The sequence below is a fragment of the Verrucomicrobiales bacterium genome (assembly GCA_016793885.1).
Taxonomy (GTDB): Bacteria; Verrucomicrobiota; Verrucomicrobiia; order Limisphaerales; family UBA11320; genus UBA11320.
The window spans coordinates 20,431-47,203 of the sequence record JAEUHE010000138.1 but is presented as its reverse complement, the minus strand read 5'-3'; the positions used below and the strand labels follow the sequence as shown (position 1 = coordinate 47,203).

The 26,773-nt window shown below is 60.3% G+C and carries 17 protein-coding genes; 6 read left to right on the top strand and 11 right to left on the bottom strand.

Annotated features, from left to right (window positions below; all coding sequences use genetic code 11):
• Positions 1 to 791 precede the first annotated feature (791 nt).
• Complete coding sequence (locus tag JNN07_15540) at positions 792 to 8,165, top strand: lamin tail domain-containing protein (GenBank protein ID MBL9169153.1); 7,374 nt, start codon at positions 792 to 794, stop codon at positions 8,163 to 8,165.
• Between the two features lie 279 nt (positions 8,166 to 8,444).
• On the opposite strand, the gene JNN07_15535 is transcribed toward JNN07_15540, so the two are convergent.
• Genes JNN07_15535 through JNN07_15525 form a run of 3 tightly spaced genes read right to left on the bottom strand, consistent with a single transcriptional unit; the run spans position 8,445 to position 10,050 of the window.
• Entirely contained in the window at positions 8,445 to 9,059 is a 615-nt protein-coding gene (locus JNN07_15535) for a YceI family protein (protein ID MBL9169152.1), read from the bottom strand.
• A 23-nt stretch (positions 9,060 to 9,082) separates the two neighbouring features.
• A complete protein-coding gene (locus tag JNN07_15530) occupies positions 9,083 to 9,340 on the bottom strand; it encodes a hypothetical protein (protein MBL9169151.1) in 258 nt (85 codons plus the stop codon).
• Between the two features lie 14 nt (positions 9,341 to 9,354).
• Positions 9,355 to 10,050, bottom strand: coding sequence for a pirin family protein (locus JNN07_15525; protein MBL9169150.1), 696 nt, complete (start codon positions 10,048 to 10,050; stop codon positions 9,355 to 9,357).
• Between the two features lie 133 nt (positions 10,051 to 10,183).
• Between JNN07_15525 and JNN07_15520 the strand changes: the two genes are divergently transcribed.
• Positions 10,184 to 11,098: a LysR family transcriptional regulator gene (locus tag JNN07_15520; protein MBL9169149.1), complete on the top strand. Its 915-nt coding sequence runs from the start codon at positions 10,184 to 10,186 to the stop codon at positions 11,096 to 11,098.
• Here JNN07_15520 and JNN07_15515 read toward each other — a convergent pair.
• The 6 genes from JNN07_15515 to JNN07_15490 form a co-directional block, all read right to left on the bottom strand.
• Positions 11,095 to 12,747, bottom strand: coding sequence for a hypothetical protein (locus JNN07_15515; GenBank protein MBL9169148.1), 1,653 nt, complete (start codon positions 12,745 to 12,747; stop codon positions 11,095 to 11,097). The two genes, JNN07_15520 and JNN07_15515, sit on opposite strands and share 4 nt — an antisense overlap.
• Positions 12,744 to 13,766, bottom strand: a complete 1,023-nt coding sequence (locus JNN07_15510) for a ligase-associated DNA damage response exonuclease (protein MBL9169147.1) — start codon at positions 13,764 to 13,766, stop codon at positions 12,744 to 12,746. Before JNN07_15510 ends, JNN07_15515 begins: the two co-directional genes overlap by 4 nt.
• A 14-nt stretch (positions 13,767 to 13,780) precedes the next feature.
• The gene (locus JNN07_15505; protein ID MBL9169146.1) at positions 13,781 to 14,689 is read right to left on the bottom strand and encodes a hypothetical protein; all 909 of its coding nucleotides are present in this window, start codon (positions 14,687 to 14,689) and stop codon (positions 13,781 to 13,783) included.
• A gap of 150 nt (positions 14,690 to 14,839) precedes the next feature.
• Entirely contained in the window at positions 14,840 to 17,935 is a 3,096-nt protein-coding gene (locus tag JNN07_15500) for a vitamin B12-dependent ribonucleotide reductase (GenBank protein ID MBL9169145.1), read from the bottom strand.
• A 584-nt stretch (positions 17,936 to 18,519) separates the two neighbouring features.
• Entirely contained in the window at positions 18,520 to 19,374 is an 855-nt protein-coding gene (locus JNN07_15495; protein ID MBL9169144.1) for a PIG-L family deacetylase, read from the bottom strand.
• Positions 19,375 to 19,377: 3 nt separating this feature from the next.
• Entirely contained in the window at positions 19,378 to 20,778 is a 1,401-nt protein-coding gene (locus JNN07_15490; protein ID MBL9169143.1) for an ROK family protein, read from the bottom strand.
• A gap of 223 nt (positions 20,779 to 21,001) precedes the next feature.
• Between JNN07_15490 and ccsA the strand changes: the two genes are divergently transcribed.
• From ccsA to JNN07_15470, 4 genes are all read left to right on the top strand, one after another.
• On the top strand, positions 21,002 to 21,853 hold the full coding sequence (ccsA, locus tag JNN07_15485) for a cytochrome c biogenesis protein CcsA (protein MBL9169142.1): 852 nt from the start codon (positions 21,002 to 21,004) through the stop codon (positions 21,851 to 21,853).
• Positions 21,854 to 21,860: 7 nt separating this feature from the next.
• Positions 21,861 to 22,919 (top strand): glutamyl-tRNA reductase, encoded by a 1,059-nt coding sequence (locus JNN07_15480; GenBank protein ID MBL9169141.1) that lies wholly within the window; start codon positions 21,861 to 21,863, stop codon positions 22,917 to 22,919.
• Between the two features lie 34 nt (positions 22,920 to 22,953).
• The gene (hemC, locus tag JNN07_15475; protein MBL9169140.1) at positions 22,954 to 23,940 is read left to right on the top strand and encodes a hydroxymethylbilane synthase; all 987 of its coding nucleotides are present in this window, start codon (positions 22,954 to 22,956) and stop codon (positions 23,938 to 23,940) included.
• Positions 23,941 to 24,373: 433 nt separating this feature from the next.
• Positions 24,374 to 25,207, top strand: a complete 834-nt coding sequence (locus JNN07_15470) for a methyltransferase domain-containing protein (protein ID MBL9169139.1) — start codon at positions 24,374 to 24,376, stop codon at positions 25,205 to 25,207.
• A 294-nt stretch (positions 25,208 to 25,501) separates the two neighbouring features.
• Here the strand turns inward: JNN07_15470 and JNN07_15465 are convergent, their stop codons facing one another.
• On the bottom strand, positions 25,502 to 25,801 hold the full coding sequence (locus JNN07_15465; GenBank protein MBL9169138.1) for a YhbY family RNA-binding protein: 300 nt from the start codon (positions 25,799 to 25,801) through the stop codon (positions 25,502 to 25,504).
• Between the two features lies 1 nt (position 25,802).
• A complete protein-coding gene (locus JNN07_15460) occupies positions 25,803 to 26,747 on the bottom strand; it encodes a prolyl oligopeptidase family serine peptidase (GenBank protein ID MBL9169137.1) in 945 nt (314 codons plus the stop codon).
• Between the last annotated feature and the right edge of the window lie 26 nt (positions 26,748 to 26,773).

Below are 26,773 nucleotides of genomic sequence, written 5' to 3'. Positions count from 1 at the left end.
CACGATGGGGTTGTGGATTCTATGGCGTTTTCCCCAGGGTAGCTCGTTCCTCCCAACCCTGGGCTTTGAGGCGCAATCCCGTTGGGATAGGGAGGAAGCCCTCCGAACTTGTGGGTAATGCTCAGAGACCTCTACCGCTTTCGTCCCCCGGCGTAGCCGGGATCCCCTGACCTCACCCACTTTTAATCACACGCGTGGGGACCTAGCGGTAGAGGGCTGTCAGCTTTACCTCCAAAAATGCAGACTAGACGATTGGACTCACGAACGGATTCGTTTCTTGAGTAAGGGTGACGTAAGCTTCAGACGCCCGAGGCATCGCTGCGCGATACTCCGTAATTTCATTAGTTCCGGGGGTTCCAGCACCCCCGGCTCATCTCTAGGAACCCTGCGGGTTTGAGCCCGAACGAGGTCCGAAACCAAGGACCAACCCAGGTAGGCGCTATCCCGTTGGGAGAGGCTCGACGATCTGCTTCCCAGTCTCGCCGCTCCTTGGCGGCGTGGATCGCTTGCGCAAAAGCTGCACGCCGGCGGTCCTTGAACGCGCACTCCTTGCAGGTGATGCGGCTCTGGTCGGACCCCAGATGGAGTCTGGCGCCATGGTCCTTCATGGTTTCAGGCCGGCATCGGGTTTTACAGAACTCATTTGAGTTCTGGCGGATGTGTGGTACGGAATCTGCAGGTCGTGCTGAGCGCCTTCCTTATCCTTCTCTCAGGGAATGGCTTTCGATTTGCCAGATGAGAAGTCCTTGGTGATGGTAGCCTAAGATCGATCTATTGCGTTTATGCGGAAAATGAGCCTCCAGCCGGCATTGATTTCTTTGCTTATCCTCGCGTTTTCATTCCTTCCGTCGGCCTCGTTGACGCCGCCTGTTTTGGCGGCCGGAGCCCCGATCGCGTCGACTCTTCTGATCAATGAGATTCAGTTCAATCCGCTGAATGGGGATCGGTTGGAGGAATGGATCGAACTGCTCAACGTCTCCTCCAATGCCGTATCATTGGCGGGGTTTCAACTTTCGAAAGGCGTATCCTTTCAGTTCCCTTCGGTAGCGGTGCCGCCGGGCGGGTATTTGGTGGTGGCTGCGGATCCGGAACGCTTCCGTGAAATTCATCCTGGGGTCACCAATATGGTGGGGGGATGGGTGGGGACCCTGGCGAACACGGACGAAACATTGGAATTGGTGGACGCACGAGGAACGACTGTAAACCAGGTGCATTATGCCACCGAGGGAGACTGGGCGCGACGCGAGCGAGGTGGCGGGCCCGTGCGGGTCGGGAACATCACCCGCTCTGGTAACCAGACCACCGTGGAGTTGTTCGGACATGGGTATACGACGGGAGATCTACTGTTGATCACGGGGGCAGATCAGCCGGAGTACAATGGATTCTTCACCCCCACCGGGATCCAACCCAGCTCCTTCCGCATCAGTGTGCCCGGGAATCCGACGAGCCCCGTTACGGGGCAGGTCTGGTGCCGTCAGGTGGTGGACAACGGAGCAACGGGTTGGTCCTGGGCCAGCGCGGCGGATGGCTTGGGGGCCTCGTTGGAGCTGATCCAGCCAGGGCTGGGCAATGGATTCGGTCAGAACTGGGCAGCCAGCCGAGATCTCGGCGGCACCCCTGGACGGCCGAATTCCGTTCTGACGTCGGACGTCGCTCCGCTGATCTTGGATGCCACCCATGCTCCTGCCCTGCCGCTTCCTGATCAACCGGTGACCATCTCGGCTCGGGTGTTGGGGGAGGAAGGCGACGCGGAATCGGCCGTGACGGTGCATTATCGGGACCACACCGGGCGAAGTCCGGGCGACTTCCTGAGTCTGCCGATGGCCGACGATGGTAAGCACGGCGACGGCCAAGCGTTGGATGGGCGTTATGGCGCGATTCTGCCGCCAATGACCAACGGCACGATCATCGAGTTCTTTATCGAGGCGAGTGACCTGGCCGGTCTGACTCGCATTTGGCCGGCACCCGCCTGGGATACCAATGGGCTGAGCGCACCTTTGGCCAACGCGTTGTTTCAGGTGTCGGACGAGACCGATACCCCCTCCATGCCCACGATTCGAGCGATCATGACCGGCACAGAACGTGCCGGGTTTCCGCCGGTCAACCGCAATGGCGATGCTCAGATGAACGCGACCTTCATCAGTTCCTTTGGCAATGAGACCGAAGTTCGTTACCTGTGTGGGGTTCGGGTGCGCGGCGCCGGATCGAGAAGTCAGACTCCGCCGAACAACCGACTAAACATCCCCAATGATCGGCGCTGGAAGGGGGTCGACGCGATCAACCTGAACAGTCAATACGTGCACTCGCAGTTGATAGGCGGTGCGATCGCCCGGGAGGCAGGCTTGCCTGGGTCCGACGCCTACCTCGTTCAGTATCGGATGAATGGCGTCAATCCTTCGCCCATCACGGCGCCAGGCACCGGGGGATCGCGCGGTGGAGCCGGCTACGGAGCGTTCATCCTGGTGGAGCCGGTTGGGGGAGGCATGGCTGAAAATCTGTTTCCCAACGATGGCGGTGGCAATGTCTATCGGGCATCCACGGGGCAGCACAACGCCGATTTGAGCTATCAGGGAACCAACGCGTCCAGTTACCTCGCCCGGGGATATTTTAAGGCGTCGAATGGAACCGAGAACGATTGGTCTGATCTGATGGCCCTCACTCAGACTTTTAGCGAGACGGCGACGGAGGCTGAGTTCAACGCAGCCATTCCGACGGAAATCGATGTGCTGATGTGGATGCGGTATTTCGCGGTGGGCACGTTGCTGAACTTCGGTGAGACCTCGCTCTTCAACGGACGAGGTGATGACTATGCTCTCTACCGGGGAGAGAAAGATCGTCGGTTCGTTCTGATCGGTCATGACTATGATACCGTCCTGGGGCAGGGGGATACCACGACCTCCTATCCCACCCAGACCAACTCTTCGCTCTTCATCATGTTGAACCCGCCCAATAGTAACGGACGAAACGCGTCGAACGTGCCCTTGCTGAAACGGCTGCTGACCAACGAAACGTTCGTCCCGTTGTTCTTTAGTGAGGTCAAGCGGGTGGCCGATACGGTGATGCATCCGTCCCGGCTCAACTCCTTGGTGGATCAGCTCACCGAGGAGTGGCCAAACGGGCCCTCTCAAACCACTCTCGATCGCATCAAGGATCATGCGGCCCGGCGGCGTCTGGCCGCGCTCGCGCAGATTCCGCTCGCCCTTTCGGTCACCCATTCGCTGCGGACCCTGTCCAACGGGGTCCCGTACACGACCAACTCCACGTTGGCTCTCAGCGGTCTTTCGCATGCCATCGAGACCCGGAGCGTTCGCGTTCAGGGTGAACTGGCGAGACGCTCCGCCTGGGAAGCCCGATGGTTTCGTACGGTCACCCTTCAACCGGGGCTGAACCGGATCCGGATTGAGTCTCTGAACTCCAACCAGGTGGCTTTCGCGAGCACTGATTTGGAGGTTTGGTATGATCGGTTGGAATCTTCGCTGGTAGGCGGGCGCCTGGAGGCATCGACCGTGTGGAGCGCTGCCGCAGGGCCCTATCAGGTGACGAACACCGTAACGGTTGATGCCGGGGCCGAGTTGAGGATCGAGCCCGGCACGACAGTGTACTGGGAGCCCGGCGCGAGTCTGGTGGTGGAGCCTGGTGGGCGCTTGCTGGCGGAAGGAACGCCGGACTCCTGGATCCATCTTACCCGGAGTCCCGGACACGATAAATGGGGTGGGGTCCGCATCTTGGGAGCCTCGGATTCTCCGCAGACTCGGCTTGCGTACCTGGTTCTGGAGGGAAATTCCGATATCGGAGTGCATTCCATCGATGCCGATCTCTTCATGGATCATGTCGAGTTTCGCACGACGGATCGCCAATATCTCTCACTGGACCGATCCTCTTTCGTGGTGCAAGACAGCGTATTCCCGACCGCGACCCGTCCCTTTGAACCGGTTCATGGATCCGGGGGAATACGAGCTGGGGGGCGGGGGCTGTTCTTACGTAACTTTTTCGGTGCAGCCAATGGTTACAATGATGTCGTGGATTTCACCGGAGGATCCCGCCCCGGTCCGATCGTGGAGTTCATCAATAACGTCTTCACGGGCTCGGGCGATGATATCCTGGACCTGGATGGAACCGATGCGTGGGTGCAAGGCAACATCTTCCTGCACGCGCATCGCAACGGTTCTCCCGATAGCGCCAGCGCGGTGAGCGGAGGATCAGGGAACGGGCAGACCTCTGAGATCACCGTGATCGGCAATCTGATCTACGATGTCGACCATGCTGCCTTGGCGAAGCAGGGGAATTTCTACACCCTGCTGAACAACACGATCATTCAACAAACGCCCGCCGGAGGGGAAGATACCGACAGCGGAGTGATCGTTCTCGCTGACCCGGGCACTGGTCTGGGGGCCGGGATTTACCTGGAAGGCAATATTCTCGCCGACATCACCAAGCTCGTTCGTACGCAGGGGATCGCTCAGGTGACGTTCACCAATAACCTGATGCCGCTACCTTGGTCGGGTCCGGGCGGGGCCAACACGAGTGGCGATCCTCAGTTTCGACGATCCATCGTCGGCTTGGATACCTCCTTTGTGACCAATTGGACGGCAGCGCAAGTTTTGTGGGATTGGGTTTCGTTGATGCCTGGGTCGCCTGCGAGGGGCACCGGGCCGGACGGACGCGACAAGGGCGCGGTGATTTCCCCGGGCGTTTCCATCTCAGGAGAGCCCTGGGGCCGAACCCCTGAGCGCCGCGCACGGCTGGTCTTTGGACCGAACCGCCAGGGCAGTGGCATACCCGCAACCGGATTCCCTCTCGGCTCGGGATTCACTCATTACCGGTGGCGTCTCGACGGTGGGTCGTGGAGTGAACTGATCGGGATCGACCAGCCGCTCGTTTTGGAGAATCTCAGCGAGGGTAACCACCAGGTTGAGGCGATCGGACGTCGGGATAGCGGGTATGATCAGAATGAAGCGCTGTTGGGTAAGGACGCCTCGGTATCGATCTCCAGAAGTTGGGTGGTGGATCCCAAAAGCTCCGCCCTTCAGATCTCCGAGGTTTTGGCGGCCAACCGAGGAACGTTGTTGCCGGATGGCCAAACGCCTGACCTGGTGGAGCTGAGGAACGGCGGAACCGTTCGCCTGAACCTGGGCGGGATGTCGATGTCCGACGAGGTCACCAGTCCTTCCAAGTTTATCTTTCCCGACGGGGTGGCTCTTGATCCCGGCGAGTTTCTGGTGCTGTCTGGCGGCACCGGCAACTCTCCCGATCGCCTCTACCTAGGTTTCAACCTCGCTCAGGATGGAGATGCCCTCTATCTCTTCGATTCGTTGGGTAAGGGCAGGGAGCTCTTGGATTCGGTCCAGTTTGGCCTTCAGGTTGAAGACCTGTCCCTGGGCCGCGATGGCGACGGGGAATGGGTGCTCTGTCAGCCGACTTTCGGTTCAGTGAATCGCGCCGCGACCCTGGGCGCGGTAGACTCTCTTCGGATTAACGAGTGGTTGGCGCTTGGAACCGCTCCTTTTGAAGGTGATTTTGTGGAGCTTTACAATCCGGAGCCGTTTCCGGTGGCACTCGGAAACCTCTTCCTTAGCGACAAGATTGTGGGTGATGTGCGTCGACACCTGTTCCCGCGTCTGAGCTTTTTGGCGGGCGGCTCGCACACTCGGTTTTTGGCCGATGGCCAGACCAATTCCGGCGGGGACCACTTGAGCTTTTCGTTGTCCAGCGAGGGGGGGCAGATCGGGTTGTTCCATCCCAACCTGGTCCTGATTGACTTGGCCTATTACCAACCCCAGCTTCCCAACGTGTCTCAGGGCCGAAGCCCGAGCGGAGGCAGTTTGATCCGCAGGTTCTCGGATCCGACCCCGGGCGGTCCCAATCCAGCCGCTCCGAATCCAACGTCCGAAGGGGGAGCCTTGGTGATCAACGAAGTGTTGGCCAGCAACGCGGGTCTGGTGGAGAACGGGAAAACCCCGGACTGGGTGGAGCTATACAACGGGACGACCAACCAGATCGATTTGGAAGGTTTCAGCCTGAGCGACGATGCCCGCGAGCCGCTTCGTTTCGTGTTCCACCCTGGCACCCTCATCTCAGCGGGAGGTTATCTCCGGATCCTCTGTGACTCGGACCTGGCAGCGTCGGCGACGGTCGCGAGCTTCAACTTGGGTGCCTCCGGCGGGGCCATCTACCTTTTCGATAAGCCGGAGCAAGGCGGGGTGCTTCGGGACGCGGTCACCTATGGACTGCAGGCTGCCGATTTCTCGATCGGCCGGGTGCCGGATGGAGGCACCAACTGGCAGCTTGGCACGCCCACTCCCCTGAGCCCGAATACGCCGCTGCCGGCGTTGGGTGATTCGATGGCACTTCGAATCAACGAATGGTTAGCGGATCCGGTCCCGGGCGAGGACGATTGGCTGGAGGTCTACAATCCGGGAGCGCTGCCGGTTTCACTCTCGGGTCTGCGCTTAAGTGATGATTTGGCAAATCTGACCAAACATACCCTGCCGCCGCTGTCGTTCCTCGGATTCGGCACGAACGCTTGGATTAAGTTGGTGGCCGATGGAAACGTTTCGGCCGGTGCGAATCATCTGGGATTTTCCCTGCGCGGAGCGGGCGAGGCCATTGGCATTTCGACCCCCGCTGGCGCGCTCATCGACGGCATCACCTTCGCAGTTCAGGCCCAGGGCATTAGCGAGGGGCGCTTTCCCGACGGGGCGGAGACCCGGACCCGGTTCGCCGGTACCGCCTCTCCTGGAGAGTCAAACTGGCGGGAATCGCCGTTGGTCGCGATCAACGAGGTGCTGACCCACACCGCGCTTCCCTTCGAAGACGCGGTGGAGGTGGTTAACTTAACGGATGATGAAATCGATATTGGCGGCTGGTGGTTGAGTGATGATCGAAGTTTCTTGGAAAAGTATCGTGTGCCGTCACCGATGAAGATTCGACCCCGAGGATTCGCCGTGCTCTACGAGGACACCTTTGGCAACCCGGAGTTGGCCGCCATCGCGATGGGGTTGAGTTCGGGAGGGGATGAGGTGCTGTTGTCGGCCTCGGTGGATGGAAAGCTGACTGGCTACCGAGCCTTTGCGGAGTTCGGCGCACAGCGTCAGAATGTTTCCTTCGGTCGGTATCTGGCCCGCAGTGGGCGCGTGGAATTTGTCGCGCAGGCCGAGAGGACCTTTGGGAGAGACAATCCTGGGACGGTTGAGGAGTTTCGTGCCGGGACGGGGGCAACCAACGGTCCGCCAAGCCTGGGGCCGGTCATGGTGAGCGAAATCCTGTTTCATCCAGCCCCGCCGAGCGGTGGGAGCGACCTGATTGGCGAGTTCGTGGAGTTGCGGAATGTCAGTCGAAGTTCCGTCAGCTTGAGAGACAGCCTCCAGGTGGACGATCGATGGCGCGTGGGAGGTGGGATTGATTTTGAGTTTCCGCTGGGCTCGCGTCTGGAGGTGGGCGAATCGCTGATCATCGTGGCCTTCGATCCGCTTCAGGATCCGAGCCTCTTGGCCGAGTTCCGCCAACGCTATTCTGTTCCCTCGGTGGTGAAAGTGCTCGGGCCGTTTTCAGGCAAGCTTAACAACACGGGTGATACGGTGACCCTCTGGCGGCCGGACCGGACCAGCGACGGGACCTGGAACGACGTTTTGGTCGAGCGAGTTGAGTATCTCAACGGCCTTCCCTGGCCTTCGGGGGCTTCGGGGAGCGGGTTTTCCCTTCAACGAGGAAGTCCTGTCGCATTTGCGAACGACCCGCTGTCCTGGTTCGCCGCTGCGCCAACACCGGGGGACCGATTCCCGGGTACGGATTCGGATGGCGACGGCATGCCCGATGTGTGGGAGGTGGAGAACCAGCTGGATCCCAACGATGCTTTGGATGCGCTGCTGGATGCGGATAACGACGGGCTAACCAATCGTGAGGAGTACGAGCTGGGAAGTCTGCCGCGCGATCCTGCCAGCGGAATGCGGTTCGAACCCGTCCGCCTTTCGGCGGATGGCGCGAGCCTGACGCTTCGATTCCTGGTGGCCTCAGGTCGCGGCTACGTAATCGAATCGACCTCCGACGTGGCGAGCGGCGTTTGGCGTGCTCGCATTCAGCTTGAACCCGGAACGGTGGCTCGTGTCGTCGAGCGCACCGTTCCGGTTAGCGAGCCTCATGAGTTCTTCCGAGTTCGAGCGCTCTAGCAATCACCGCCGTCGCGATGGCACGGCGGTTGGCAGGTGTGGAAGCCTTGGGAACGGGGACATTTTGCCCACGGACCACGCGGACCACACGGATCTGAGGGGAGACCGCAACCCCCACCGCGGGTGCGGGGCGAGTGGCCGAGCCGACTGAAGTTACTGTTCTGCTGAATCACCTCTGACTCCGGGGAGGTCGTCGGGGTTCGAATGTCGTTCTGCAGGGTGCCCGCCAGGGCTGTTGTTCGGTTCACCGCCGTTCGCCCTGCACATCGGCGAGGAGTATCAGCGTGGAGATGAACCCGCGATGCTGAGGGTCAGGTCGATCGTGTCCGACACCTTGTCCTCCGGGGCCTTCGGATTGATGCCGAAGTCCGTGCGCTTCACGCTAAAGTTGGCGCGGAGCACGAGGAGATCTCCCTTCATTTGACCATTGGTTCGGGCGGCCAGCTTGTCCTTGAGATACGTGAACTTCACTGGGACGGTAACCTCCTTGGAAACGCCCTTGATGGTTAAGGTCCCCGTGGCATTCGCGGTGGTCACATCTCCGGTGGTTTTGGCGTCGGTGATGGATTTTGCCTCGAAGGAGATTTCCTTGTTCTTGTTCGCGTCCAGCCACTGCTCGCCGAGCATGTGTTCCTTCATCACGGGATTGGGCACGTGCAGGGAAGCGGTGGCCACGACGATGCGACCTTTGGCGCTGGCCGGATCGGCTGGATCAAAGGAGATGGTTCCGGTGATTCCGTTGGCGCTGCCGTTGATCGCCTCCAGCGGGGCATCGAGTTTGAAGACGACGTTGTTGACGCCCTTGGGGTCTTTAAAGTCGAAGGTTTGCGGCGCGGCGAGGAGGCTGGCGGAGAGGGTGGTCAGGGACAGCGCGGTGAGTACGAGTGTTTTCATGATTTGATAGTGCTGGGTTAGATTTAGTGAGTTGATTTGCGTTTTGGAAATAGAAAAGAGAGTCCGGCGAGAGCGGCGGAGAGGAGGAGCGCCGGCGCCAGGACATCGAGTCCGGGCAGAAAGGCCTTCTCGTAGCGAATTTCTTCCTGCCCGGTCACCTCATCCAGGATCCGTCTCTCCACGCTGGTTTTGGTCCAGCCTCGGTTGGACCCGGTGGCGATCCACCCGGTCAGTGTTGCCAGGGCGAGGATCAGGCCTGTGGTCTGTAGGATGCGGCGCATGTTGAGTTTCCTGTTTAGTTCAGATCGAAGAGCAGCACCTGCCCCGGCGTCTGGGCGGTGAGTTTCAGCTCCGATTCATCGCTGAGCGCCAGGCCGTCTCCCGTGGAGAGCTTGTTGCCGTTCGCGTTGAACTCGCCGGTCGCAACCTGCAGCCAGGCATGGCGTCCGGCTCGAAGGACATGAGCCACGGTTTCCCCGCCCTGGAAGCGCCCGACGAAAAGATCGGCATCCTGGTTGATGCTCAGCGATCCGTCTCGTCCCGATTTCGAGGCCACCAAGTTGAGCTGGCCTGCCGGAGCCTCCCGGAAGGAACGCTCCGCATAAGTGGGCTTCGCCCCTTTCCTGTCCGGTAGGATCCAGATCTGCAGCAGATGAACGGGATCGGACGACGACGGGTTGAACTCGCTGTGCATCACCCCGGTTCCAGCTGCCATGTATTGGACTTCACCCGGACGGATGGTTCGGCCGTTTCCCATCGAATCCCGATGTTCCAAAGCTCCATCCAGCACGACGGTGATGATCTCCATGTCCCGGTGAGGATGCATGTCAAAGCCGCCGCCGGGGTTCACCTTGTCATCGTTGATCACCCGTAAGCTGCGAAATCCCATGTGCCGCGGATCGTGGTAGTCCGCGAACGAGAAGCTGAACCGCGAATCAAGCCAGCCATGGTTGGCATGGCCCCGGTCTTCCGATTTTCGAAGAGTCATCATAGTGTTCGTCTTTCTCGATCGCCCGGGGCTTGGTGCCACCGGGCATGGTCACCCCTCTCATGTATCGCAGGCTACCTGAGACCGCCAATACTTTGATCTTCGCATGGTCATGCCTTTTGGGCATAGTGGCGCGATGGAACTGCGACATCTTCGCTACTTTATCGCTGTTGCGGAGGCGAAGAACTTCACCAAGGCCTCTCAGCGGCTGCGGGTGGCTCAGCCTGCCTTGGGTCGCCAGGTGAACGACCTGGAAGAAGCGCTGGGCGTGAAGCTGCTGGAGCGCAGCCCGCGGGGCGCCAGCCTCACCGTTGCAGGCGAGGCATTTCTGGCGGAGGCGCGTGCCGTCCTCCTGCGTCTGGAGGAGGCTGAGCGGGTGGTCCGCGCGTTCGCAACCGGGGAGCGTGGCGAGGTTCATCTGGGCTATGCCCCGTCCCTCACCGTGGAGCTGCTGCCGCGGATTCTGCACGCCTATCAGAACGAGGCCCCGGGAGTTCGTGTTATCCTGCATGACTTATCCACGGGGGAGATGCTTCGCGAATTGATGGAAGGGCGGCTGCAGGTCGCCTTGATGGTTCAGCTGGCGGAGCGGCTTCCCAAGAGCCTGGTGTTCGAGGAACTGTGTCGCTATCCGACCTGCGTGGCTATGCCGCGGGAGCATCGACTCGCCGCGGGCAAATGGGCCCCGCTCGAGGAGGTGGCTCACGAGCGGCTGGTGGTGTACGGCGTCGAGGAGTATCCGGAGTATCATCAGATGCTGGCCGAACTGTTCCAGTCGGTGGGAAAGAGGCCCACGATTGGGGAGTCGCATGACAGTGCAACCAGTCTGATCGCAGCGGTGGAGGCCCGACGCGGCGTAGCGATCGTGCCCTCGTCGCTGTCCTGCCTCGCTGGCGCGCGGCTCAAGGTTCTTCCCCTGCGGCCGGCACCTCCACCGTTGGTGGTAGGCATGGCCTATCGGCATCGCGAGCTTTCCCCTGCCTGCCAGCGCTTGGTAAAACTCGTGCGATCATTGCCCACCGCCAAAGCCGCCCCGCGAGCCATCGGCTAAGGGACCCTGCACGGCCCCTCAACCTCCTCCAGCCTGGAGCATGCCGTTAAGCTTGTCTCGGGAAGCAGGTGCTCCCAGCGTGCCCCCACTAGCTTCAAACCTGCTTTGTGGCGGCGCGAGGGCATCGAGTAGTCATAGCTGAGTCGGACCGGGAGCGCTGGACGGAGCAATCGCGAGGACCCGAATTTCTGAGTGGTATGCTCCTGGATGAAACGCAGGACCTGCGCGCGCTCGCCCTCCGGGATCCCTTCGCGAATCCGCGCGATGGGCAGCCATCCTCCCTCGTGGCGGATCCCCAGGGAGTAATCTGATCCCGCGTCCCCAACCTGGACCGACAGGAGCACGGCGGTGCAGTGTCTGCGCTTGTTCGGCAGCCATAGGCCATCCTGTGGATGCCAGCGTTGGCTGCCAGGATGAAGCGATTGCTCGGACCGGAGCAGAATTCCGGCATAGCCACGCGCTTGTGCCTCCGCTCTCGCGGATGCGATTCGGTCCCAGCCCCCCAATGGCAGGGCTGGGATGCGGCGGAAGAGTGCTGGCTCGGGCTCGGACTGGGATGGCGTTGCGCCGCTGAAAAGTTCGGGTTGCTCCTCCCGTTCCTCCCCGGATGTATTCCCGCGTCGTTGCGGCGGCATCGGGGCCTGTTTGGCCGCGTGGCTTAGGAGGTGGGTTAGGCATTCACTCCGTTGACTCAGCGGCCGATCACGTTGATCCGATCCGCGATACTCCAGGACATCCTGGACCCAGAATTGTCCGGCAAGAGCCTCGGTGGATCGGCCCGACAGTAGCTCGGGCGCATGCTCCACCCAAACGCCTTCCAGAACCAAACCGGTCTCCAGCGAGTGGGCGGCATCGATTAGTTTCGGGAGTGAGTGGTTGAGCAAATCGCCATCGGCCGACCACGCCCACGTGACAGTGCTTCGGCGGACCAATTGCACGCGTCGTCCGTAGGGCACCCACTCACATTGCCAGTCTCGCTCCGACCGCCCGGAATCGTTTAGTCCTGACCATTCGCCGGGTTGTGCCCACGGCACTGGCCAGCCGAGTGCTTCCTCGCTGGAGGCGGGAGCCGTCAGCCGCGCCAGCCAATCGGGGATCGTGGGGAAAGATGGCGCTGTCTCGAACCTTTGGAGAGCCAGCGGGACAATAATCCCGTATCGGTGCGAGAGCGCAGTGGCGAGTTGTTTCCGGCTGAGCCGGACGTGGAGGCCGCCGAGGAGCAGCCGATGCCAGAGCCGTCGGGTCGCCAGGTCCAGTTCCTGCCATGCGGAATGGAGAAAAGCCTGTTGCGCTGGGTGATCGAGCCCGCGGAGCGGCAGGTAAAACTTGGGGAGCAGCGTGGTGAGGGTAGCGGACTGCGGTCGGATGGCCCGAGGCACCAGCAAGGCCGTCAACTCAGCGATGTCGCCGACTTCGTCGCGGCAAGCCGTCGACAGCCACTCGGGAAGGCCGGCCGCTTGGGCGGCCGCGTTGAGCAGTTGCTTTTGATTGAGCACACGCGGGATCGCGGCCGCGTTGAGCAGAAAGGAAATGGCGCAGTTCAGCTCGTCAGCCGGAACGGCGAGCAGGTAGTCGAGCAAGGTGCTCAGGCGGCCTTCCTCGGAGGGGGAAGTCTCCAGGCGATCGATGAGTGTTGTGAAGCGCTTCACGATGGTCGCTCGCGATCCTCCCTCGCGGTCTCATCTAGGTCCGTTGGGGGGGCGGCTCGACGTTTCACCGGTGCGATCTCTTCCGCCGCATAGCCGTTCTCCCGCAGCCAGCGGACGAGCGGGGCGGTGTATCCGTGGGTGGCCCAGACCTGCCCGGCTCCGGTGGCGCGGATAGCCGAGATAAGTCCCGGCCAATCGGCATGATCAGAGACGGCAAATCCGGAAGACCTACGTAGTTTTCCCCGTGGCAGCATCCAGCCCGAAGCCATTCCGATTTCCGTGTCGCCGCACTCTTGAAAATCCTCGGAGCCTACGAACTGGGGAGGGGCGATGAGCACACCGCTGCCTCGAGCTGCCCTCATTGCGGCACGGGTTGCCCTCTGATAGCTTGGAAACCTTACCCCGGCCGCTTGGTAATGGGGTAGAAAGGTTTCCACCGAGGGGTGCACCAGGAGGGGCCCACATCCGCTCGGCAGGCTGGCCAGCAAACGCGGCGCTTTGCCGAGCGAGTATCCCAACAGGAGACTCATCCGGTTCCGCGCCTGGTTCCGTTGGCACCATTCGCCGATCTCGGCGAATATCTCGGCTGAGGGAGCCCATTGATAGATGGGGAGTGCAAAGGTGGATTCAGTGATGAAGGTGTGGCAGGGAACCGGTTCGAAGGGCGTGCAGGTGGGGTCTGGCTCGATCTTGTAGTCGCCGCTGATGACCCAGATTTCGCCGCCGCGTTCGAGCCGGACCTGGGCGGATCCCAACACGTGGCCCGCCGGGTGAAACGAGACTGTGACTCCGTGGAAGTGAATCTTCTGTCCGTAGGGGATTCCGGTGATGCTGGGGTTTCGGCCGAGTCGTTGCCGCAATACGCCGACACCTTCCGCCGCGGTGAGGTAACTCGCGGAGCCCGGGCGAGCATGATCACTGTGGGCATGGGTGATGATCGCTCGCGGCACGCCTCGGGTCGGATCGATATAGAAATCCCCCGCAGCGCAGTATAGTCCTCGGTCGGTCACGGAGACCATAGCGATCCCGCGACTCAGGGAGCCTCACGAAATCGGAACGGGTCCTTGCCCGTCAGCGCGGTGCTGGTTATGGTTGGGCACCAGTACTTTTCCACGTGTTCCACCATCAGTTCGGTGCCTCGGAAATGGCTTACGTAGGGATACTGACGGGGATCGTACATGGTATCGGTCATATCTCTCATGAGCACCACGTTCTTACCCATCCTCACCATCTGACGAATGGCAAAGGGCCTGCCCAACACACACATGTTCAGATGCACGCCCATCAGGATCACATTCTTGATCCCGCGCGCTTGGAGCAAGTTGTAGGTCTCTTGGCCGTTGTCCGTGATGGCGTCGTCGGGACCCATCTCCAGGCTGGCGATCTGGCGGGTCCACGCTTCGCGGATCGTGCATTTTTGAGGGCAGTCGCAACCCATATCGCTATCATCGATCGGCAGTGCTCCCTCATGGTCGGGGTCGGGCCAGCACCAGGCGGTCCCCCAGCGATCGGTAGCCGACAGAGGTTTGGGGGTCTTGGCAAAGGGAGCCTTCAACGCCAGTTGGCGCTGCGGCGTTTTCTGATAGAAGGAGACCACGCTGCTGGGGGCGTGGATGATGAAGATTCCCTGGCTTCGCGCGGTTTTGACGACGTCATTCATGGGGCCCGCCAACTCGACGACACGGCGAGCCGCGGAACGGCACCAGTGGTCATCCCACATGTCGCAAATGATGATGGCGGTTTCGTTCGCCTTCCATCGGGCCTTCTTTTCGCGCTGCTGGAAGGCTGGGCCATCCGCCGCTTTGGATTTGGAGCGGACGCGGGAGCGAAGCGTCAGGGAGATCTCGGAGTGCGCCTGAAGGTTCATGGGGAGTAGGGAGCCGATCAGCACCAGCGCCGTGAGGATTCTGGCAGCGTTTGGTCCGGAGCACGTGAGTTGCATGGAGAATCACTTAGCACCTCGGGACGGAATTGGACAATCAAAAGCGGGCGGGGCGGGGCGGGGAAAGCGAACGGCCGGAAGCGAGCGCTTCCGGCCGTTGGTCTTGAGTTCGATGCCCTCGGTCAGGGCTGGGTTGGCTGAGCCGCGTGCTTAGGAGCAACCGAGGCTCTCGCCGCAGTTCATGCACTTGTAGCAAGCGCCGTTACGCACGGCGATGTGACCACAGTTCGGGCAGGACGGCGCGTCGTGCTGGTTGACGAAGGTGCTGCTCAGCGTCAGGGCGTGTCCATTGCCCGGTCGGGACGGCTTGATGGCCGTCGGGGTGGACCGCGATGAGCTTACGGAGATCACGTCGTTGTCTTCCGCCAGGGGCAGCTCGGCTACCGGCCGATTAACCGTTTTTTTTTCAGCGTCCTCCAGGCCCGGGATGGGCAGCTCCGGCTGGATCTTGGGAGCGTTTTGCTCGCGATATCCCGGGATGAACTGGCAGGCCATCCAGCGGAACACATAGTCGATGATGCTCGAGGCGTTGCGGATGTCCGGGTTGCGGGTGAAACCGCTCGGCTCGAAGCGCTGGTGAGCGAATTTCTTGACCAAGGATTCCAGGGGCACGCCGTATTGCAGCGACATGCTGGTCAGGGCGCCGATGGTATCCATCAAGCCGCCGATGGTCGAACCTTCCTTCGCCATGGTGACGAAGAGTTCGCCTGGTTGGTTGTCCTCAAACAGGCCCACGGTGAGGTAACCTTCATGCCCGGCGATCTCGAATTTGTGGTTCACCGCCATGCGGGTTTCCGGCAGGCGACGGCGGAGCGGTTGGCCGACTTCCTGGCGCAACTGGCTGACTTCAGTCTCGAGTTCCAGGATGCGCGTTTCCAGGGACGCATTGGTCGCGGCGGCTGAGACTTTCTCCCCACCCTCAGTGGTCTTTTTGGTGTTGAGCGGCTGGGAGCGTTTGGAGCCATCCCGGTAGATCGCCACGCACTTGAGTCCCATCCTCCACGCTTCGATGTAGGCGGAGCGGATGTCTTGAACCGTGGCCTCCGAGGGCAGATTGACTGTCTTGGAGATCGCGCCGCTGATGAAGGGCTGAGCCGCGCCCATCATCTTCAAGTGGGCCTGATAGTGGATGCTGCGGACCCCACGATGAGCCTTGAAGGCGCAATCGAAGACCGAGAGATGCTGAGACTTGAGGCCGCTGGTGATAATCGCACCGTCGTCCCCGGTGACGTCCTCGATGGTATCGTATTTCTCGATGTGAGCGACGATGGAGGCGGCTTGATTGGCGGAGTAGCCGAGGCGCTCGAGGGCCTCGGGCACGGTGCGGTTGACGATCTTCAGCATGCCGCCGCCGGCCAGCAGCTTGTATTTGACCAAGGCGATGTCGGGTTCGACTCCGGTCGTGTCGCAATCCATGAGGAAGGCGATGGTGCCGGTGGGGGCCAAGACCGTAACCTGCGCGTTGCGATAACCCACTTCCTTGCCGCGGGCCAAGGCGCCGTCCCACGCCGCTTTGGCTTCGTCCTTCAGATAGTTGAACTCACGGCTGGGTTGGATGCTGTCGGCCGCTGCCCGGTGCAGTGCGATGACCTCAAGCATCGAGTCGATGTTGTTCTTTTTGGCCGGCTTGCTGACGCCAGCGCAGCGGGCATCCTCATAACCGCGGAACGCTCCCATGATGCTGGCCAGTTCAGCCGATTGTTGATAGGCGTGACCGGTCATGATGGCAGTGATGGCCCCGGCCAGCGCGCGCCCCTCATCGGAGTCGTAGGCCAGTCCGTAGCTCATGATCAGCGAGCCCAGGTTGGCATAGCCGAGTCCCAGCGTGCGGAAGATATGCGAATTCTCGGCGATCGCAGCGGTGGGGTAGCAGGCGTTGTCGACCAGGATTTCCTGAGCCGTGATGAACAGGCGCACGGCCGTTTTGAACCGAGCCACATCGAAGGTTCCGTTCTCGCGCTTGAACTTCATGAGGTTCAGCGATGCGAGGTTGCAAGCGGTGTTGTTGAGGAACACGTACTCGCTGCAGGGGTTGGTGGAGTGGATGGGTTCGGTGCCCTTGCAGGTGTGCCACTTGTTGATGGCGCCGTCATACTGGAGACCAGGGTCCCCGCAGATCCAAGTGCCCTCGGCGATCTTGTCGAGCAGTCGGGAGGCGTCCTTCTTCTGCAGCTGCTTATTGCCCGTGACGGTGCGTGTCCACCATTCCCGCCCTTCGGTCGACGCGCTCATGAACTCGTCGCTGACCCGGACGGAGAGGTTTTCGTTCTGGTACATGACGCTGCCGTACGCCTCGCCGTTGAAAGAGCCGTCATAGCCCTGCTCGATCAGAGCCCAGGCTTTTTTCTCTTCCTTCTGCTTCGCGTCGATGAATTCTTCAATATCTCCGTGCCAGTCCCGGAGAGTGTTCATCTTGGCGGCGCGGCGGGTCTTGCCACCCGACTTCACGACGTTGGCCACCTGGTCGTAGACTTTCAGGAAGGACAGCGGACCGCTCGGGCGACCGCCGCCGCTCAGCTTCTCCTTGCTGGAGCGGATGGGGGTCAGGTCAGTGCCGGTGCCGGACCCGAACTTGAACAGCATGGCCTCGCTGTAAGCGAGGTTCATGATGGACTCCATGTTGTCATCCACCGATTGGATGAAGCAGGCGCTGCATTGGGGATACTCGTACTGGGTGGGGGCGCGTTCGGACTTGAGCGACTTGCGGTTGAAGAACCAGTTGCCTTTGTCGGAACGCTTGCCGATGCCGTATTGATGATGCAGCCCGACGTTGAACCAGACGGGGGAGTTGAAGGCGCCGTATTGGTTCACACACAGCCAGGTCAACTCTTGGTAGAACAGCTCGCCATCCTGCTTGGTGAAGTAACCGTCAGCGATGCCCCAATCGGCGATGGTGCGGGTGACGCGGTGAATCAGTTGCTTGACCGAGACCTCTCGCTCGGGAGTGTTTTGCTCCCCGTAGAAATATTTGGAAACAACCACCTTGGTTGCGAGCTGTGACCAGGACTTGGGCACCTCCACGTTGGACTGACTGAAGATGACCTTGCCCGCATCGTCCGTAATCTCGGCCGTGCGGCGATCCCATTCGATCTCATCGAACGGTTGAACTTTGGGGTTGCTGAACACCCGTTCCACGCGGAGCGTCTTACGGGCCGATTTCTTAGAACTGGAGCGGGGGACACTCACGCGGCCAGTTTTACGTCGAGAGGGGGCGGAGGCGAGTACATCTTCACGGGCATCGATCATGGCGAGATTCTTTTTCAAACTATTAACGGTTATCCTTTGCTCTACATCCGGGCAGAGCGGATGCAGGCATTCATTTCAAATCCAGGTACTTCCACGGACAAAACTGAGCTGAGAACTAAGCTGAATTACGGGCGGTACGGCAAAAAATTCCCACCCTACAGAATGCGTAAACAACTCGCTAACCGCAGGGTAACCCCAATTAGTGGGGGCGGGTGGTGAATGTATGCCCAATATTTTGTGGGGGGCAAGAGGATTTTGAAGGAAAAGTTATTGGTCAGTTATTCGCCGGTTTATGGACCCGAAACGCCTTCAAGATCAGGCGTTTTTCTGAGTTGTTCCCATCGCCCTCTCGCTTCGCAAAACCGTCGGTAACCTCACGTGGCAGACCTAGGCGCTCGGGACGGCGGAGACAGGTCGCTCCAAGGAAGAGTTTTGCCCACGGAACACACAGAACACACGGAGTCGGAGGGAATTCAGCAGAACAGCAACCGAGAGATCCGTGGTTGAAACTTCCGTCTTGGGTTTCTCTGGAACTGCTCTTCTCTGCGTCCCTTCAGACGTGGCGTCCTTTTGGTCCTTTGCTGCTAGGCGGGCAATCGACGGCGGATTCTCGTCGTCACATCCTTGGAGAATCGGTCGAGATGTTTCTGAATGAATGCGACTGGATCCGCTTGGGGATCTTGAATCAGGGGAGTCAGATCCATCACGTATTCCAACATCTTGGCATTGTCGCTGTGATGAGAGGCCAGATAGGTGGCATTCGCCCGCTTCCGTCCCAGAGTGGCGAGGTCGTAGCGTTTGCCTCCGCTGATCTGTGAATCGAAAATTCCCATCAACGCAGCGGACAAATTCTCACGAGGACTGCAATTGAGCAGGACCTTGTCCTCATCGACCATCCAGTCCAGGTCGCGCCAGACCTCGCAGCCATAGAGCTTTTGCGGGTGCTGAGTGGGAGGAAGCGTCCGGAGGGCTTCGATGACCGCCATCACGACTCCGATATGCGTGTCGTGCTTGTCGGCGAGGTTGTGGGTGTAAATCACTTGGGGGTGGACCCGCGACAGAATTTCGCGAAGGTCGGCCACCACCCGTCCCGAATCCGGGGTTTTCACGGCGGAGCTGGGAAAGTCGAGCTGGATGGCGGCGGCGTACTCACCGACAAACGCCGCCTTGCGCTGCTCGTGGCGTCGCACGGCTTGGATCTGATCATCCGAATAGCTGGCGTATTCCTGAATCCGTGAGCTGCCCCGCCCATCGGTTACCGTGACACCGGTGAACCAGCGGTCCGTTCGTTGGTAGCATTCCAAAATGCCGTGGAGGGCCATGAACTCGAGATCATCCTGGTGAGCTCCGATCGCGAGATGAGTGGTTCGGGCCAGGGCCTGGTCGAGGGGTACCTGGTCGGGAACGAAGACATCGGCGGTGGGCTGGCTAAGCTTCATGGATCAAGATTTTGAGTTCAGGAGGGGCAAGCTGGCGGCGGCGACTGCCTGGCCGTGGCGCTTGCTTTTCTCGTCGGGAATGTGCAGTGAGATGCGGGCGGCGAGTTCGGGAAACTCGGTCTTCAGAACTCTCCGAGCCTGATCCAAAAGAAGGTCGCCTCCCGCTCCGGAAGTCACGCGTCCGAGCGTGAGCACGTGCTCCAGTCCGTAGAAATCAGCATACTGGGCTACGGCGTATCCGTAGTAGACGCCAACGGACTCGAAGATCTGTGCCGCGCGGGCGTCGCCTTTCTGGAGAAGCTCCTGGACATGTTTGAGCTGCTCGGCGGGGTGGCCCGGCGGAAGGGTGATTCCGATCACGTTGGCGAGGCGGATCACCGCTTGTTGAGAGAAGAATTGAACGCCGCATCCCCGGTCCTTGGACCACTCATCGATCGGGGCGTCCGGATGGTAGTCCACGGGAGCGAACGCGAGTTCGTTGAGCCAACCCAGGATTCGGCCGCTGCCGTCCAGCCATCCAGCGGCAAGGCTGGAGCCCATTGCGACTCCCAGAATGCCTTTCAGTCCGAGCGACATGCCACCGGCCAGAGCGGTGACATCTCCATCGTTGGCGACTTCCAGCGGAACATTCCATTCGCGCTGCAGTCGCTTGAATAGCGTCCGGGCCTTGGCTCGGAACAGCGCGAGCGGGACGCTGCGGAAGAGGGACGCCACGCGCACCTCGTTGTCGAGGATGATGCCAGCGGAGCTTCCGCCGATCGCATCCACGCGGGGCAGGTGGCTGGCGGCGAGCTTCAAGCCTTCCTGGATTTTCTGGTAATGCCACTCGGGATCGGGTTGCACTCGGGGATCCCACGGAATTTCGGTGGTGAAGAGGACCTTTCCATCTTGAACCGCTGAAAGTTTGTAGTCGCTGGCTCCGAGATCGAAGCCGATACGGCATCCGTCGAGATGCCCCCCGAGGATGGTGGAGCACTCCTTAGCGGGCGGCAGTTGGGCGGCTGATACCCGCTCGAAACGAAATTTTTGGTCGTAGGATTGCTCCATCAGCTGCGTGTCGAAAGCACGCTCACCGGTGGCGGAGTAGCGTCGCTGCAACTCGGCTCCAATCTCGTCCGGGGCGCTGAGCCAGATTCGCCAGCCGCCGATTTGCCACAGGAGGGATTTTAGCCACCGATCCAGATACAGCAACGTGTCAGCGGTCGGGCCGCTCAGGAGGATCTCTGTCTGATGCCGGCTGACATAGCCTTGGTTGCGTTCCAAAGCCACCTCGACAGTGGCGCGCTGGCTGGTGCGGGCCACCGCCTGCTGATAGGCCCGGTTTCCCAAGGACATGGGAAAGAACGGAATGGGAATCGGTGCTAAGACCGCGGGTTTCTGAAAGAGAATCGAATGGCCGACCATAGTCGGCGGAAGAATGTCCAAACTCCTGCTGAGGAAGCAATAAGGAAGAGCGTTCTGGATTCGAATGCTGACGATTGAGTCGATTTGTCCACTCTGGGCACATCGCGTCCACCTTCCCCCCTACCTGCGGGTGTACAAATTCCCACGCGCTTTCAGCAAAAAAGGGTGCCTGTCACCTCAAATGCACGCTTGCACCTCTTGGCCAAGCCCTTAGCTTTACCCTATGCCGATCACCGATCGAGGTTGGTTCTGGATTGCCGTAGCGGTCTACGGCGTCAGCACCTTGTACTCGATCTTTTTATTGCGAGGAGGTTTCCGCCAGGACAACCGGGTGAACTACCTCCTGCTCCTGATGGGCTGGGTTGCACACACGTTTTCCATGGCGAGTCGCGGGTTCTCGCTGCAGCGCTGTCCGATCAATAATCTTTACGAAGCGACCATCTTTATCGCCTGGACGATCGTGACGACCTATCTGGTCATTGGTGCCTGGTCGCGCGTGCGTTTTCTAGGGGCGTTTGCCTCCCCGATTCTTCTGGGCATCGGTGTTTTTGCCCTGATGCCTTCGTTGGATCCTCCGTATCAGCCGCAGCATCCCAATTTCTCCGGGGGCATGCACAGTCTGCATGCGGCTCTGATCCTCCTGGCTTCGGGAGCCTTCGGTTTAAGCTCGGTGGCGGCGTGGATGTACTTGATGCAGGATCGAGACCTTAAGCGAAACAAGCTGCGGGCGATGATGAACCGTCTGCCTCCCATCCAACGGATGGAGCAGATCACGCGTCGCTTGATGCAGGTCGGGCTGGGTCTTCTGACCGCTGGTTTGGTTTCTGGCGCGCTCTGGCTCAAGGAGCGACATGGGGTCTACTTCAAGCCGGATACGACCATCATCTGGTCGGGAGGCGTTTGGCTCATGTATGGCATTCTGACGGTGATGACCCATCGATTTGGCTATCGCGGCCGTCGCTTTGCCTTGGGTGCTGTGGGGGGGTTCGCTTTCGTGATTCTCACCTTCTGGGGTTTTTACCTTCTATCTGGACTGCACCAACCAGGGCCCGGCAACCCGGTGGCACCCTCTTAAGCATCCCATGGGCATTTACGTCATAGGACTGAGTCATCACACCGCTCCCGTGGAGGTGCGGGAGAAGATGGCCTTTGCGGAGGTGGTGATCCCGGAAGTGCTTGCTCGACTCCGCACGCAGGGTTTGGCCGACGAGGCGGTGATCCTTTCGACCTGCAACCGGATGGAGCTGTATGTCGCGAGTTCCTTGGAAGCGAGGCAGGCGATTCCGGAGCTGCGGCGCTTTCTCCTGGCGGAGCGGCAGGTTTCCTCCTCGTTGAACGACGAGCTTTACGGACTTGGAGCGCCTCAGAGCGTGGAGCATCTGTTCAAGGTCGCCTGCGGTCTTGACTCCATGGTTCTGGGTGAGACCGAGATTCTGGGCCAGTTGAAGAAGGCCTACGATCTCGCCTTGCAGCATCGCTACACCGGCAGTCAGCTCAACAAGGCATTCCAGCGAGCGTTCAATGTTGCCAAGCAGGTGCGCACCGAAACTCAGATTCAGCGCGGGAGCATCTCGGTGGCCTCGGCTGCCGTAGAACTCTCCGAGAAGATTTTTGAGTCGCTTTCAGATCGTCAGGTCATGGTGATCGGGGCAGGGGATACCAGCGAGAAGGTGGCCCGAGCACTGCTCTCGCGCGGCGCGCGCAGCGTGCTCGTCTCGAACCGCTCGTTCGATCGCGCAGAAGCGATGGCCAAGGAGTTGGGCGGGCGAGCCATTCACTTCGAACGGTGGGACGCCGAGTTCCACAACATCGACATCGTCATTAGCAGCACCTCCGCTCCCCACTATATTCTGGATCGATCCAAGCTGGAGCCGCTGATGAGGCTGCGGGAGCAGCGGCCGCTTCTGTTAGTGGATATTGCGGTGCCGCGCGACATCGATCCGGAGGTCAACTACCTCGACAACGTGTATCTGTACAACGTGGATGACCTGCAGAGCATCGCCGATGGCTACCTGAAGCAGCGCCAGGAGGAGATTGGGGCCTGTCTGAAGATCATACGCGAGAAAGCCAACGCGCTGTTGACCGGAGCCCGTCCGGCGCATCCCGCCCCGGGGACACAGCCGGCCTTGAGTCCTGAGTGATTCGCGGCGAGATGCTTCGTTTGACCTTGAACCTATGACTGTTTCCAAACCCTTGATCATCGCCACCCGAGGCAGCGCGTTGGCTTTGGTTCAAGCGAACGCCGTGCTGGCGCAGTGCCGTGCCGCCTTTCCGGATCGATCCTTTGAGATCCGGATTTTCAAGACGACCGGCGATAAGCTCCAAACAGCGTCCCTCGCCAACACCGAGCTGCCCAAGGGTCTGTTCACGAAAGAGCTGGAGGTGGCCTTGCTGAACGGGGAGGCGGATCTTGCGGTGCATAGCCTCAAGGACCTGCCGACGTCGTTGCCAGAAGGACTGAAGCTCGGCGCCGCGGGACGTCGGGAGGATGCGCGCGACGTGCTTCTCTATCGTTCTGGCCAAGGAACTCTTCACCGCGGGTTTCCTCCTGGTCTCACGGTGGCCGGGTTGCCTAAGGGAGCGACGGTGGCCACGAGCAGCACCCGCCGCGCGGCTCAGTTACAAGAGCTGCGGCCCGATCTTCAGGTGGTTCCCATTCGAGGTAACGTGGGCACCCGATTGCGCAAGCTCCTCGAGCAGGAGGACGTCGATGCCACCCTGCTTGCAGCGGCAGGGCTGCGTCGGCTCGGGTTCACCCAGGATGCGTCGGATTGTCTGAGCGGTGGGCCCGCCGACAAGGAACCGGTGCCAGCGGGGCAAGTTCGAGCGAGCTATCTGGCGGTCGATGAAATGATCCCATGCGTCGGCCAAGCGGCGATTGGCATCGAGGTGCGTGAGGGGGATGCTTTGCTCGATCCGGTCTGCGCTGCCCTGACGCATGTGGATACCGAAGTGTGCGTGACGGCGGAGCGAGCTTTTTTGAACGCCATGGGCGGTGGCTGTCAGGCCGCCGTCGCGGCCTTGGCGGAGATCGGCGCCGGAGGTCTCGAAATGCGAGTGGTCTCCTACCTGAACGGTCAACCTCGTCGGGCTCGGGGCATGGGCTCGAAGGAAGATCCTGCTGCCTTGGGACGCCGGCTAGCCGCCGAAGTCTCAAGCTAGCAACCTGTCCGACTTGTCCCCACCCGAGGCGAGTCCGGCTTTGAGCCTCATCTCTGGGCTGCAGCGGTGGAGGCGGTGTTTGAATCATCAAGAGGGTGCTTGGCTTTCGGAGGTTCATGCTGCGTGGATCAGAGAAAGCGAAGCTGGAGCCGACCCTGGCGCTACCTCTGCGGCATCTCGTTTGGGCACTTTTTGCCGCTTCTCCCCGACTCGCGGCAGCTTCGTTTGACAAGCCCAACCTTTGCGCCATATTGCAATTACTTCGAAGTTCTGGAGTGGCCTAGTTTGGCTGTCGGTTAGACGTAACCCGATGATTCTCGAGTGAGGATTTCGGCTCGATCCAACATGAATGAGTCATCCTGGCAGCGCCGCCTAATGTTTTCGCCTCTGCCTCGGGTGATGGTTGTTTCTTTGCAACGTCGCATCCAATCGTGTGAACCATCTCAGTTTTCGCAAGACCGTCGGAGCCCTGCTCGGGGAAGCAGTGATTTGGCTGCGTCCCAAGGCGATCCAGCAATCTGAGCAGATCTTTGCCTCCGAGACCATTTGGCAGCGTCTCATCAAGGCCGCGGTCTACCGCCGCGCGGTCCTTTCGACCAACCAATCTGAGCTGGAGGATTTGCATCGCCGTTATTGGTCTAGCCAGGAAGCCGATCGCTTTTTCGACCAGATTCGGGGGCGAGGTCTGGAACATCTCCAGAGTCACCACTCAGAAATCATCGATTGGATGCGCGAGTTGATGGCGGATCGCCCCAACACGTTTCGACAGCTCTGCGAGATCGGCTCGGGCAACGGAAGGGTATTGAACTATCTTTCACAGGCCTTTCCGGAGGTTGAAACCTTCACCGGCATCGATGTTTCCATCCGTCAAACGGCCCGGACCCAGGAACAGTATCGCGATTCGCGCCTGCACTTTGTGGCGGACGACGGTTTGAACTGGCTGGAGGCTCATGCCAAGCCCGGGTTTATGGTGAGCACGCACGGCGGTGTCTTGGAATACTTTACCGAGCCCCGTGTGAAACGGCTGTTCGAGCTCATCGGCTCGACGGCGGCACCATCAGCGGTCGCCATTGTGGAACCCTTGGATGAAGACTTTAGCCTAGCCAAGGAATTGCATTCTCGTCCCGCCGGCCAGGAGCTGACCTTTTCACACAACTACCCTCTGCTCGCCTGGCAGGCCGGTTTGGAGGTGCTGCACCAGAAGGACGTCGTGTATCCTTTCGGCCGGAGGCTCATGATGGTGGCTGCCTCTCCCAAGCCGAGGTAGCTCAGTCTCTCGCCCCAAAGGCAAAGAGCCCGCAGCAAGCTGCGGGCTCCTGGTCAAGAAGTGCTTATTACCCACTCGTAAGAAGTATCCTGGACTCACAACCAGGATACCCCGTTTCCATTTCTGGAACGCTCACAACAAACGTCCTTCCCACACAGGAGGACGTGAACCTAAGCAGTATCTCGACGCCTGAAATCTACACCAGCAGGGCGTAGTACACAAAGCGGAGGGTTTACGTGAGACACGATCGGGGATTTGCGGATCCATCCCCATCCGTCTGCGCTCCGCTCCGGCTCAGAGGGCGACTTTGCGTTTGGCGGGGTCTGTTTGCTGGCGGTAAAGGACCAGCACATTGCCGATCAGAGTGATCAGCGTGCTCTGGGTTTGCTCGGCCAGCTGAGGGGACAGAACACGCTTCTGATCCTTCAGATCGGCGAACTTCACCTTGATCAGTTCGTGCTGATTGAGCGCCTCGTCGACGCTTTTGAGGAACCCCGGAGTGAGCCCCTGTTTTCCGACCTTGATGACCGCATCCATGGTTTGCGCTTTACCACGGAGCGCGCAGATCTGTTGGGTTGTAAGCTTATCGGACATGCTAGTTTTTCTTGATCAGCTGTTTGTCGAACCAGTCGGCCATCACTTTGACTTCCTCGGGAAGAGTGAGCCAGGGGTGGCCGCCACCTTGCTTGACGATGAGTTCCGCCGAGCCGCCCGCCTCCTTGATCGCCTTGACGAGCCTTTCGGAATGGGAGAGGGGCACGACGAGGTCGGCGTTTCCGTGAATCAGCAGGAATGTCGGACCGGGCTTGGTAATCCGGTGGAGCGGAGAGACCGCCCGCGCTCGCTTCATGACCTCCTCATCGTCGAGCGGCGCGCTTTCTCCCACCGAGAGCAACGGCTGCAGGATTTTGGGGTCGGCAGGCTTGCCTTCCTCCCAATCGACTAGGTCGGTGGGGGGGAAGAAGACGCCGACGGCTTGGACGGTGGTGTCGAATCGTTGGGCTGGTCTTTTGGATTCCGGCCGGCCGGGCTCCGGCGTCAGGGCGGCGAGCGTGGCAAGGTGACCGCCGGCCGAAGCTCCTGTCAATCCGAGTCGGTTAGGATCGATCCCATATTCGGCGGCATGTTCTTTGACGTGGCGGATGCCGACCTTGACATGACGTTCCATCTCGCTGGCGGTGTATCGCGTTTTGGAGCCGGGCCGGATCGCGAACACGGTATAGCCGCGTCCGCAGTAGATGTGGAACATCTGGGTGAGCATGTGATCGCGGAGCTTGTTGCGATCCGAGTGCCAGGCACCGCTGACGACATCGATGATCGCCAGTCCGTTGGCTTTCCCGGTAGGGGTGAAGACATCCATGAGCAGCCCCGTTCCGTGGACTTCGCCGTACACCACATCCTGTTTCTGTTGAAAGGGAGAATTGGGTTCCGCGGCGAATCCGTTCAGGATCGCGGAGTGAAGCAAGCAAGCTGCCCCAAGAAGTAAAAGGCGACGGTAGATCATTCTGAACGGCAGATATCGCCAGATTTCGGCTGTCATGGCGAGCCAAAACAGGAGAGGGCCGA